This window comes from Akkermansia sp. N21169, assembly GCF_029854675.1.
Lineage (GTDB): Bacteria > Verrucomicrobiota > Verrucomicrobiia > Verrucomicrobiales > Akkermansiaceae > Akkermansia.
The window spans coordinates 24,403-36,434 of record NZ_JARWNC010000031.1 but is presented as its reverse complement, the minus strand read 5'-3'; the positions used below and the strand labels follow the sequence as shown (position 1 = coordinate 36,434).

The window sequence follows — 12,032 nt, the reverse complement described above, 5'->3', positions numbered from 1 at the left end:
GGCATACCTTTTCGGGAAGCAACTCCGACGGCCCGCCCCCCCGCTCACTCTCAAACGCACGCTGTCTTAAACCCAGGCCTGGTCATCCTCTCCGGGAGGGACGGAAGTGCGGATGTCCTGAATGGAAATAGACAGAGAAGTCCTCCCTCGGAACACATTGCGGTCAATGGTAAACGCAATGTCCCAGGGAGGTTCGGGAAGATCGAAGTCTGCTCCATTGAAGAAAATAGCGTCGCGTTCGACAAATCCTTGCCGCATAAACAATTTCAAATGATTATTTCCGGCACGCTTCGGTGGTTCCGTCGGAAAAATCCCGCGGGACATGAACACCGGCAGAGGATTCGCATTACCAAAAGGTTCCAGCAACTCGTAGCTATCCAGCAAATCCAGAGTCAACTCCGCAAACGTCACTTCGGCATCAATGAGCAGAATAGGCATCCTCTGCTGCGGCGTCGTTGTCTCTTCCACATAACGGTTGAACTTCTCACGGAACATGTCCAACTGTTTTTCCTCGATGACAAGACCGGCAGCCATGTCGTGGCCGCCTCCGGAAATCAGGCAATCCGAACAATAATTGATCGCCTGCACCAGCGAGACGCCGGGAATCGCCCGCCCGGAGCCTTTGCCGACTCCCGTGGAGTCAATCGCAATGACGAAAGTCGGCTTGTAATATCTTCGCATCAACTGGGACGCCACAATACCGACCACTCCAGGATGCCAGGAGCGTGAACCCAGCACAATCACATGATCCCGAGACGGATCGAAATCCTTCTGAAGCATGGCAATAGCCTCCGACCTTATCGTCTCCTCCTCCTCCTGACGCTTCTTGTTATGCCCGTCAAGCAACTGGGCAAGCTGCTGGGCACGGTCGGAATCCATCGTCAACAACAGTTCCAGGGCATCCATCGGCGCGTCCATGCGTCCTGCGGCATTAATGCGGGGACCGATGCGGAAACCAACATGGGCGGCGGTCGGCACGGCGGACAATCCCGCCAGCGTCGCCAGCATTTGCAACCCCATGTGACGGCTGCTTACCAGGCGTTTCAGGCCGTGGCGGACAAGAAGGCGGTTTTCATCTACCAGAGGAACAATATCCGCCACCGTTGCCACAGCGACGAGATCCATATATTGTTTCAGGTCGAAATCTTTCAGCTTGCGTTCCTTGAGAAGCGCGTGAGTCAGCTTGAACACCACCCCCGCACTGCATAGATAAGTATAAGGGCTGTTGTCTTCAACCTTGGGATTCACCACTGCGACTGCGGCAGGAAGCCCCTGAGGACCGGCTTCGTGATGATCCAGAATAATAACATCGATACCGCGGTCACGGAGTTCCTCCACTTCATCCACGGACGATGTGCCGCAATCCACAGTAATAATCAAAGTCGGATCGCAGTCGATTTCCTCCAGGCATCGTGCCACTCCCTGCTCGCTCAAACCGTAGCCTTCGCGAGAACGGACGGGGATAAAAAGGCGGGGTTCCAAATCGTATGCCCGCAAGATGGCTTGCAACAAGGCGACGGAGGTTACTCCGTCCACATCGTAGTCACCATAGATACATACGCTTTCGCCTGCATCCACAGCCTTGAAAATACGGTCCACGGCGGCACGCATGTCCGCAATCAGGTAAGGATCCGTCAAATCGGATAGCCGCGGATACAAAAACTGTTCCGTCTCAATGCCTCCGCCATGTCCCCTCCTCAGCAGCAAATGCCGGACAAGTTCCGGAATCCCTTCCGGGAAATCCGCATCTTTCCCGTGTTCATTCGCGCACGAAGGACGCATCTGCCAATGAAACCCGGAAATCATGCGCGCATATTCAGCCCATAACGCCAACGGGTCAAGGATGGAGTGCGATATTCTCTTCCTTGAACAAATTCCGGGTCACGAAAAGAAGTGCTCCGGGCCGCACGCTACAAGACATTTCAAATACCCGTCACATCTCATGGATGACTTCCAATAATGGATAGACAAGAAAGTAGACACATGTAAGAAACAAACAAACCTGTAGAACAAAAAGAGCAGCAATCAAACGGAAAGGAACTTCTTTCAGAATCAGGCACAATTCCACTACGGCTGTTGCCAGCATCAGAACGAGCAACACCATCCAGGTCATCACCGGCCATGCTTTGATCGTTTCGATCATGGGAACCAATCGCACGTAATGCGTGTAAAATGCATACCCCCCGAACAATACTGCCCCCAAGAGATTCAGCCAACCGCAAACGATCAAAATTTTGCGTCCCAAATTAACTAGGCTTTCCTCTGTTTGTTCATCCCCGGCTGCACGGTCAACGCCGGGATCTACCCTTTTCTTCATCATAGGATATCATCTATTCTGCATAGAATGACTTGTCAACATGAATACTGGAATTAACATAGATTTCCTGGATTTTATCCATTATCAAAAAAATATTTTGGATTAGTCATCAAATCCGAACAATATGAAAACTGTCCGGGGAACAGGAAAACCTGCAAGCATAGTCTCCGTCCAGGGAATATCGCCTTATCCGTCTTTTCGGAAACATTACAACGACCAATGACCGAAACCTGAAGAAGAATCATTCTTCAACGGTTTCGTCCATTGAGCGCAGCCGCTTCCATAAAGAAGCGCGCCGGTTCAGAGTTCGTAGTATGTATAGCCGTTCAAGCCTGAACGGAACACGTCCATCGCTTTACGGCGTTCTGCGGGAGTGATCCTTCCGGATGATACGGCGTTCTCCGCCAATGTCCGGAATTTGTCAATCAAAGCTTTGGGATCGTATTCGACATACGACAGGACATCAGCAACAGTATCTCCCTCTACCTCGTGAGTATAGACGGGACGTCCTTCTTCCAGATGGACGCCGACGACATTCGTATCTCCGAGCAAATTGTGCAGGTCTCCCAGGGTTTCCTGATAGGCTCCGACGAGGAAAACTCCGACATAGTAGTTTTCATCCGGAGCTACATCGTGCAGAGGAAGGGCCTTGGCAACGTCTTCCCGGTCGATAAAATGGTCGATCTTCCCGTCGCAATCGCAGGTAATGTCGGCAATGACGGCTTTGTTGGTGGGCCGTTCGTCGAGACGCTGCAAAGGCATCACTGGGAACAACTGGTCAATAGCCCAGGAGTCCGGTAGGGACTGGAACAGGGAAAAGTTGCCATAGTAGAAGTCTACCATAGAACAGGACAATTCGCGCAAATCCTCGGGAATCGTCTCCATCTCGGTCAACATCAAAGAAATACGTTTGAGGATGTGCCAGTAATAAGCTTCGCCCACACCGCGTTCGCGGAGCGTACTATTGCCGTAGAAAAACTGGGCGCGCAACTGGTCGCGGTAGTAGCAGGCATCGTTGTAGCATTCCTGCAGATTTTTGCGGGAAATGATGCGGTTCGTCTCTGCCAGGCATTTGAGCATTTCCGAAGCATTTTCAGGCATGGCCGGCGGTTCGTCAGTCCCGGGAGCGCTGGTCACATCCAGAATATTGAACACAAGTACGGAATAATAAGCCACGACGGCACGACCGGATTCCGTAACAAGCGTCGGATGCTCGACATCGTATTTGTTGCAGACTTCCCCGACTACTTCCACGACGTCACGGGCGAATTCCGCGATGGAGTAGTTACAGGACGAATGAAAGTTAGTCTTGGAACCATCGTAGTCCACGGCCAGCCCGCCGCCCATGTCGAGCACCTCCAACGGAGCTCCTTCCCGGACGAGATCCACATAGATGCGTGCGGCTTCCGTCAACCCCTCACGGATCACGGAAATATTCGGAATCTGGGATCCTTGATGGAAATGAAGAAGTTTCAGGCAATCCAGATACCCTTCCTTTTTCAATTTATCGACAGAGTCGATCACCTGGGCCGTATTCAAACCGAACACCGACTTGTCGCCGGCAGATTCCTGCCATAGGCCGGATCCCTTGGTCGCCAAACGGACGCGAATTCCCAGATTGGGGCGGATCTTCAATTTTTCAGCACGGCGAAGAATCACCTCCAATTCGGAGGGCATTTCCAAGACAATGAAGATGTTGATGCCCAGTTTTTGCGCCGTCAGGGCAAGGTCGATAAATTCGTCATCCTTGTAGCCGTTGCAAATCAGATAGGCATTCGGATTATGCATGTACGACAATGCGGCAATCAGTTCCGGTTTGGAACCGGCTTCCAGACCGTAATCGTAACGCGTGCCAAATTCGGTGATTTCTTCGATGACCTGTCGCTGCTGATTGACCTTGATCGGGTAAACTCCCTGATACTTACCCTGGTATTTCGCCTCCTTGATCGCATTGCGAAAACTCTCGTTGAGTTCCTTGATACGGCAGCGAAGCAAGTCGCGGAAACGGAACAGGACGGGAACCGTCGTTCCTCGTTCTGCGAGCCCCTCCACCAGATCGGTCAGGCAAACGTCCTTGCGAGAGTCATCCTTGTCCGTAAGGCGCACGGTCACTTCCCCGCTTTTATTAACGCGAAAATACCCGTTGCCCCAGTCGTCAATTCCATACAATTCTGCAGAATCGGAGTGATTCCAGCCCCGTACCTTTTGTTTGATTCCTTCCCTGCGTGTTCCCATGTTCGTAAAATTCAAAAATAATTAGAATGCCTCACCGGGCTTTTTTTATCCAAGTCGCGACCGGAAATCACCGTACGTGAACTCCCTCACCGTTTTCAGCCGCCCATCCCTATCCTGCAAGACAATATCGGGGTGGCGCACACCATTGAAAAATGTTGTTTTGACCATCGTATAATGAGACATATCGTCAAACACAAGCACGTCCCCCACGTCCAAGGCACGGCTGAATGAATAATCGCCGATCACATCCCCGGCCAGGCAGGTTGGAGAACCCAATCTGTATGTTTCCGCCTGCTCTCCAGCGCCTCCCGCCCGCAAATACGATTCATCCGATAAGCGGACAGCCGGAAAATACGCCGAACAACCGGAATCACGACCACTCCCCCTCTCGACGAGAAAAACATCCGGACGATACGGCATCTCCAGAACGTCTGGCATATGGGCTGACGCGGAGATATCCAGAATGGCGTGCCGGAATCCATCCGACTCAAACACGTCCAACACGTTGCAGCGCAACACGCCCGTATGGACAGCCACAGCCTCTCCGGGTTCCAGCCAGACTTCTACTCCATATTTGAGACGAAGCCCGCGCACCAGTTCAATGAGAAGCTCCCTATTGTAGTCCGGCTTGGTAATCCAATGCCCGCCGCCGAGATTCAACCACGTAATCTCCGGACGCGACAGCACGCTTCCAAAATCCTTTTCCAAAACTTCCAGCGTCAATGCCAAATCCTCCGCTCCCTGTTCGCAAAGCGTATGCATATGCAATCCGGAAATACCGGAAATATCCGTACCAAGCACATGCCCGGCCACCACCCCCAGGCGCGAACCGGGAGCACAGGGATCGTACAAAGCCGTATGTCCGGTCGAACACCGGGGATTGACGCGCAAGCCGCATTTCAATTCCCCCTTCTGGAAGCGGGGATGGGCCATAACGGTTGCCCGGAATTTCTCCCACTGGGTCATACTGTTAAAGTCCAAATGGTTCGAGATCTCCAGCAACTCCACCAAATCCTCGTCGCTGTATGCCGGAGCATACGTCAACACCTCTCCTCCGAATTCTTCACGGGCAAGACGAGCTTCCCATACGCCGGAAGCGCAACACCCGTCCAGATACGGACGAATGGACGGAAAAGATGCCCAGGAAGAAAACCCTTTCAAGGCCATGACGATCCTGCAGCCGGCGGCATCGGCGACTTGACGGAGGATACGGGCGTTGCGAACCAACGCCTCCAGATTCATAATGTAGGCTGGCATCAATGGACTGATCTCAAGCTATGCACAAAAACGCGTTTGGCGAGCAAAAATATCAATTCGGACAGTTAATAAGACCATATTGTCACACTTCTGTTCATTTTTTACCCGCACCTGACACATTTTCCCTTGAAAAAGCAGACGATTTCCAGTTTCATATAGAAACACATAAAACCTATGAGCACCATGAAGCCCCTTCGTTCCATCGCCATGCTTGCCATCGGCGTAACAGCAGGTCTGTTTGCCACCAGCTGCCATCACGTTGCGCCCAATTCCGCTTCGCAGAAACTTTACAACTCCTCAGTCACGGAAGTGTACGGATTTAATGGAAGCATGGCCCCTGCAAGTCGCCAGTTCCAAGCATACGGTCCCATCCCCGAAAAGGCGAAAGCCGCCATGGTGGAATACCTGAAGGACGCCAAATGGAAGACTGCAGACTATATCCATCCCCAGCAGTTCATCCAAGTGGATAATGCAGGCTGGATCCTCTGCACCAGCACCAACGGACAACTCGTCGGATTCCTCGTGCCAGAACGTGCCACAATCGAAAACGTTAAAAAATTCCCTACCTGCGGCAATTACAAACTGCTCGTCAACGAAACGCCCGAAGCTCCGGCCCTGGCTTATGAAATCCTGAAGGGACTTCAACATTCCGATGCCTACCGTCAGAGCATTCGCAAGAGACTCGGCCTTGAACCCACCGTGTTGACTGAGCCCGCTTCCGCAGCACTCCCCCAGAAAGAAGCCCCCAAGGCTCCGGCCAAACAGAGTGCCGCCCCCACGCCTAAGGCAGACTCAACAGCCAATGATGCTGACGAGACCGGAGCCGGCAAGGAAGAACCAGCGGCTGACGGAGCCTCCTCCGCGGATACGACAGACGCCACAGCCGGTTCCGACGACATTTTCGGAGAAGGCGCTACCGCTGACGACACGAAAGATCCTGCTGCAGCTGATGGCATCAAGGAACCCGCAGCTGACAACACATCTTCCAAGGACCCCGAACCTGCTGCCGATCCCGCTGCAGCCGGAGACGATCCCTTCTAAAAAATAATTCGAATCAGTTCAATCCATCAGGGAGCGGCACACACGAAATGTGGGCCGCTCCTTTTTCGTTCCCGCCACTTTCCAGAACAAAAAAACGCAGCATTCTCTCCACTCTGTTTTCCAAAGTAAGGGTCAAGGGCAAGAGTCTCCGACACTCCATCTATTAATGGTAATTCGTCTGCAACAAATACCGTTGCACTTCCTCCAAATCCGTCGCAAGGATTGGCACTTCAAAAAACTGGGAGGGAGCAATCTTATGCTGTTCCCACATATCGAGAGAAGCATCCGGCACGCGACCGGACTCCACGATGACATCCTTGATCCACGCGGACTGGGGAAGCCTTCGGGCTGCTCTTGCCGTAACCGGCAGCCTCCGTCTCCAGTTCGTTCCACCGACCGTTCCCGGCACATTGAGCCGCCAATCCAAATCGAACAACTCCGTCCACATCAAAGCCGCATAATCCGAGCGGGATTTCATCAACGCCAGGAACATGGCATTCTTTACCGCTTCATTCCACGGACAAATCATGGATTTGGCATCCACTCCGCAGTAATCGGCAAACCAGTTCAGCAGACGCAAAGAATTCGCGGCATCCCGGCGAATCCCCTCCTGTGCGGCACTGCTTGTATCAGCCAGAACTCCCCGTTTGAAAAGTCCGGCCTTCTTGGCAAGTTCCACTGCCCTGTACGCATCGTTCCACGTTTCCATGATCGTCGAAAAATCATGCGTCCCGTACGTAGCAAACGAACAGGGATTATACCTGTCTCCCTGAATAATCCTTCCATCGGAGTCGATCTCCCAATGCGGAATCTTGAACCCGGCAATGCCAAGCTGTCTCATGTTCGGGCGGACATAGTCCGGGACGCAACCCAGATCTTCACCGACTACGCGGACGCCGGACGCCGCCGCCAGCAAAACCCGCAAGTACAGATCCCCGGCAATCAAGTTCTGCTTCCTGTCCCAGGCATTGTCGTCCCCGCGGGGCTTGAAACCGGGCAGGCGCCCTCCCGTCCGGGCCGCCGCCTCTTCATAACTCAGAGGCAGGAACATTTCATTCTCCGTAGGCTTCCAAGGAAACGCGTAAATTCGATAAAACCCAAGGATATGATCAATCCGGTAAATTGTGAAAATAGCCGCCGTATAAGTCAGGCGCCTCCGCCACCAAGCGTAATTGTCATGAGCCATCACATCCCACCTGTACAGGGGAATTCCCCAATTCTGTCCCCATTTCGCTGTAAAAGGATCCTGTGAGAACGCTCCTTCGGCGGGAGCTCCGCCACACCAGTCCGTATCAAACAAATGCCTCTCAAAAAATACATCCGAACTCGCCATCGAAACGCCAATGGGAATATCTCCCATCAGGGCCACACCCCGGTAGTCGGCATACTTGCGCAACCGTCCGAACTGCCGGAAAGCCACCCACTGGAGCCATTTCTCGAATTCCTTTTCGTCCTCATATTCGGAGGCAATTCCGCGGGCATTATTCGGATCCTGCTCCGGCCAATGCCACCAGACATCCGTACCGAACAAACTGCTCAACACCTTGAAGCAGGCAAAATCATCCAGCCATTGATCCTGCTGATCCTTCCATTCCTCAAACTCATTCCTCAGGCCTTCCAACACCTTGTCTGTCTGAAATTCACTCCAGCACTTCCGAAACACACGATACTTGAACCGCCGCACTTTAGGATAATCGACCAGGCAATCCCCTGACGGATACTGGGAAGCCGGGGCATCATTCACATCAAAGGAAATCCTCTCCTTCATTCCCGGGAGAGACCAGGGCTCCATCGCGATATAAAGAGGCTCCAAGGCAATGGAGCTAATGGCCGAATACGGAGACGGCGTTTCATCGTTTCCCAAGGCATTCACCGGCAACAACTGGAGGAAGCCAACGTCATAATCAGCCGCCCAGTCGATCCATTCCCGCAGGGCAATCAAATCCCCAATGCCATGGTCGTTATTACGCCGAACGGAAAAGAGGGGAAGCACAATCCCGGCTAACCTGTGTGTGTTGGAACTGGACATGAAAAATGCGTTGGAATGAGAAAAACATCCGTCCGGTCACTTCCGCTTCGTAGCGAAGCCTCCCGACCCGATGCAGAAGAGATATTAATTGTTGTCAACATACCATGGCCCATGCATCTCAACAAGGGAAACATGTAAGGAAAGATGTCAGAATCGCCCCTTTCCCATTTTATGCAGGGATATCCGTAAAACACTGTCCTTCATCGTCATCACTGTTCCAGGGCGAAAGAGTACATGACACCGGAAAACGCGGCATCATGACGAAAGCGGAGCGCGACAGCCCCCCTTTTATCTTGAATCGGAGCACAGCTCACCTACTGTAGGCAATGTGAGTCTGGTGCTACATTACGACTGTCTTGCGGGCATTAGCGGCGACATGAATCTTGCCGCCCTTCTGAATCTTGGCGTCCCCTTCGACCATCTTGTCCGGGAATTGGCAAACCTGCCTCTGGAGGGCTATCATATCGATGTTTCCACGGATTCCAAAAGCGGAATCATGGGAACGCGTGTTGATGTCGTTCTTGATGAAAAGAAACACGACCACCATCACCATGGACATCACCACCATGAACACCGGACGCTGACCAATATTGAAAACCTCCTGGCTGCCAGTACGCTTTCAACAAATGTCATCGAAACTTCCCTTAAAATTTTCCGGCTTCTGGCAAATGCGGAAGGCAAGGTGCACGGCATGCCGCCCGAAGAAGTCCATTTCCACGAAGTAGGAGCCGTCGATTCCATTGTCGATATTGTTGGAGCCGCCATCTGCCTGGATTATTTGAAACCGGATTCCATCACCTCGTCTCTCGTGGAGCTGGGTTCCGGAACTATCCGCTGCCAGCACGGAGTCATGACCGTCCCAGCGCCGGCCACAGCGTTGCTTGCCACCGGTTTCCCTCATGGGATCGGCGGTACGGATCACGAAGCGACTACTCCGACAGGCGCCGCCTACATTGCCGCCATGGTCGGAACCTTTTCCCCCCGTATCCAAGGTATTTGCCGGGCCGCGGGCATAGGCATCGGCCACCGGGATTCCAAATGCCTGCCGAATATCCTCCGCGTCTTCCTCTACGAAACGGAAACGAACAATGCCTCCAGAGAATCCCTCCTCATTCAGGAAGAAAACCTGGAAATCCATGCCAACATCGACGACATGACGCCGGAACACCTCGCCTTTCTCGCTGAGAGCCTCTTCGAAGCTGGTGCCTGCGACGTCTGGCAGGAACCCATTGTCATGAAAAAAGGGAGGCTCGCCACCAAAGTCTGTTCCCTGCTTCCCCCTTCCCGCCTGGACAATGTCCGCGACGCCTTTTTCCGGCATAGCACAACACTGGGCATACGCATCCGCACTGTCGTTAAATCCGCACTTCCTCGCAAGAAAATTACTGTAACAACCCCATGGGGGACACTTCCTGCCAAGTTGGCGGAATCACCGGACGGCGCCATCCGCCTCAAACCGGAATACGATGCCTGCCGGGACATGGCGCAGGACTACCACATCACCCTCGAACAAATACGAAAGGAAATCTCCCGTAACGAAAGCCATGATGACTAGACGCGAATCAGATCTGGAAGAAATCCTCAAGCACCACGGACGCATTGCCGTCGCCCTCTCCGGAGGCGTAGACAGCTCGGTTCTGCTCGGTTTTGCAGCTAATGTCCTCGGCAGCGACCATTGTATCGCTTTCACCATCCAATCACCCTACATGATGGAGGAAGAAGTCGAGGATGCACGAGAATTGTGCTCCCACCTCCATGTCCGCCACCGCGTTCTGGAAGTCGGCATCCCGGAAGATATCGCCACGAATCCGCCCGATCGTTGCTACCTGTGCAAAAAAAGACTTTTTAACGTCTTGCGCGAAGAAGCATCCCGGGAAGGATTCCGCTATCTGGCGGACGGTACCAATGCCGATGACTCCCCGGAAGACCGCCCGGGCATGCGAGCCCTTGTCGAAGCGGGTATCGCCAGCCCGCTCCGCGAAGCAAGGATCGGAAAGGCCGACATCCGCGAACTCGGGCGCAAACTGGGCATCCAGGCAAAAATTACCGAAAAACCTGCATATTCCTGCCTGCTGACCAGACTGGAACACAACCGCCCCGTCCAAGAGACCCTCCTCACCAATGTGGATCGGGCGGAACAATTCCTGCGCGACGCCGGATTCCTCTCCTGCCGGGTCCGCGTCCACGGAACACTGGCACGCATTGAACTCAGCCGCGACTCATGGCCCGCATTCTTCACTCGGGATATGCCTCCTGCCGTTTTCGAACGCTTTTCCCAGTTGGGTTTTGCCTTCGTCACTCTCGACCTGCGGGATTACACCATGGGCAATATGACTCCCCCGACGCCTCCCTCCACCCCATGAACCCGGACGAACAAATCCTCCGCGATTTCAAATGCGGAGCCCTGACTCTCGAAGAAACGCTCGCCAACCTGAAAGCCAACCGTCTCGCCAATCTGGGCCATACGCGGCTTGATCTCGCCCGCAAGGAACGGACGGGAATCTCAGAAGTGATCTATGGCGAAGGAAAAACACCCGCCCAGATTCTGGAAATCGCAGAACGCCTGCTCAATGCCGGTCATAATGTCCTTGCCACACGCTTGACACCCGAAGGACTCGACGCCTTCGGATCCCGCTTCCCCGAAGCGGCGCTCTCCCCGACAGCCCGGCTCGTTTCTATCGTCAGGACGCCTGTACCCGTTTCCGGCGGAACAGTCGGCATCGTCAGTGCGGGGACATCGGACATGCCGGTCGCGGAAGAAGCGGCGCTCACCGCCACATTCCTCGGCAGCCGTGTCGAACGCTTTTACGACTGTGGAGTTGCAGGATTGCACCGCCTGCTGGATGAATTGGAGAATATTCGCCGAGCTAAAGTCCTGATTGCCGTCGCCGGAATGGAAGGTGCCCTCCCAACCGTTCTGGCCGGACTCGTCCGAGTCCCGGTCATTGCCGTACCTACCAGCATCGGTTACGGCACAGGATTCAAGGGACTCTCCGCTTTGCTCTCCATGCTTAATTCGTGCGCTAACGGCGTCAGTGTCGTCAACATCGACAACGGATTTGGCGCCGGATTCAACGCCCATTTAATCAATACCCTCGCCTAAAAATTCTGGGAAAATTCCCGATTCCTTCCATGAACTCTCTTGACTCCCGA

Annotated in this window: 9 protein-coding genes; 4 read left to right on the top strand and 5 right to left on the bottom strand. The window is 53.6% G+C overall.

The window, feature by feature from the left end; all coding sequences use genetic code 11:
- Nucleotides 1-66 precede the first annotated feature (66 nt).
- From recJ to nspC, 4 genes are all read right to left on the bottom strand, one after another.
- Nucleotides 67-1,806, bottom strand: coding sequence for a single-stranded-DNA-specific exonuclease RecJ (gene recJ / locus QET40_RS03240; RefSeq protein WP_280125742.1), 1,740 nt, complete (start codon nt 1,804-1,806; stop codon nt 67-69).
- 127 nt (nt 1,807-1,933) lie between these two features.
- Nucleotides 1,934-2,320, bottom strand: coding sequence for a hypothetical protein (locus QET40_RS03235; RefSeq protein ID WP_280125741.1), 387 nt, complete (start codon nt 2,318-2,320; stop codon nt 1,934-1,936).
- Nucleotides 2,321-2,617: 297 nt separating this feature from the next.
- The gene (speA, locus tag QET40_RS03230; RefSeq protein ID WP_280125740.1) at nt 2,618-4,552 is read right to left on the bottom strand and encodes a biosynthetic arginine decarboxylase; all 1,935 of its coding nucleotides are present in this window, start codon (nt 4,550-4,552) and stop codon (nt 2,618-2,620) included.
- A 45-nt stretch (nt 4,553-4,597) separates the two neighbouring features.
- The gene (gene nspC, locus QET40_RS03225) at nt 4,598-5,809 is read right to left on the bottom strand and encodes a carboxynorspermidine decarboxylase (RefSeq protein WP_280125739.1); all 1,212 of its coding nucleotides are present in this window, start codon (nt 5,807-5,809) and stop codon (nt 4,598-4,600) included.
- Between the two features lie 183 nt (nt 5,810-5,992).
- On the opposite strand from nspC, the gene QET40_RS03220 reads away from it, so the two are divergent.
- Nucleotides 5,993-6,850, top strand: a complete 858-nt coding sequence (locus tag QET40_RS03220) for a hypothetical protein (protein ID WP_280125738.1) — start codon at nt 5,993-5,995, stop codon at nt 6,848-6,850.
- Nucleotides 6,851-7,013: 163 nt separating this feature from the next.
- On the opposite strand, the gene QET40_RS03215 is transcribed toward QET40_RS03220, so the two are convergent.
- A complete protein-coding gene (locus QET40_RS03215) occupies nt 7,014-8,879 on the bottom strand; it encodes a 4-alpha-glucanotransferase (RefSeq protein WP_280125737.1) in 1,866 nt (621 codons plus the stop codon).
- Between the two features lie 328 nt (nt 8,880-9,207).
- Here QET40_RS03215 and larC point away from each other — a divergent pair, with 328 nt between their 5' ends.
- The 3 genes from larC to larB are packed head-to-tail and all read left to right on the top strand — an operon-like array spanning nt 9,208 to nt 11,982.
- Complete coding sequence (gene larC / locus QET40_RS03210) at nt 9,208-10,434, top strand: nickel pincer cofactor biosynthesis protein LarC (RefSeq protein WP_280125736.1); 1,227 nt, start codon at nt 9,208-9,210, stop codon at nt 10,432-10,434.
- Nucleotides 10,424-11,242 (top strand): ATP-dependent sacrificial sulfur transferase LarE, encoded by an 819-nt coding sequence (larE, locus tag QET40_RS03205; RefSeq protein WP_280125735.1) that lies wholly within the window; start codon nt 10,424-10,426, stop codon nt 11,240-11,242. Before larC ends, larE begins: the two co-directional genes overlap by 11 nt.
- On the top strand, nt 11,239-11,982 hold the full coding sequence (gene larB, locus QET40_RS03200; RefSeq protein WP_280125734.1) for a nickel pincer cofactor biosynthesis protein LarB: 744 nt from the start codon (nt 11,239-11,241) through the stop codon (nt 11,980-11,982). Before larE ends, larB begins: the two co-directional genes overlap by 4 nt.
- The last annotated feature ends 50 nt before the right edge of the window (nt 11,983-12,032 follow it).

Excerpts from the sequence above, each read along its gene's own strand:
- larE (WP_280125735.1), top strand. The coding sequence starts at position 10,424 with ATGATGACTAGACGCGAATCAGATCTGGAAGAAATCCTCAAGCACCAC.
- nspC (WP_280125739.1), bottom strand. The coding sequence starts at position 5,809 with ATGCCAGCCTACATTATGAATCTGGAGGCGTTGGTTCGCAACGCCCGT.
- QET40_RS03235 (WP_280125741.1), bottom strand. The coding sequence starts at position 2,320 with ATGATGAAGAAAAGGGTAGATCCCGGCGTTGACCGTGCAGCCGGGGAT.
- QET40_RS03220 (WP_280125738.1), top strand. The coding sequence starts at position 5,993 with ATGAAGCCCCTTCGTTCCATCGCCATGCTTGCCATCGGCGTAACAGCA.
- QET40_RS03215 (WP_280125737.1), bottom strand. The coding sequence starts at position 8,879 with ATGTCCAGTTCCAACACACACAGGTTAGCCGGGATTGTGCTTCCCCTC.
- recJ (WP_280125742.1), bottom strand. The coding sequence starts at position 1,806 with ATGATTTCCGGGTTTCATTGGCAGATGCGTCCTTCGTGCGCGAATGAA.
- larB (WP_280125734.1), top strand. The coding sequence starts at position 11,239 with ATGAACCCGGACGAACAAATCCTCCGCGATTTCAAATGCGGAGCCCTG.
- speA (WP_280125740.1), bottom strand. The coding sequence starts at position 4,552 with ATGGGAACACGCAGGGAAGGAATCAAACAAAAGGTACGGGGCTGGAAT.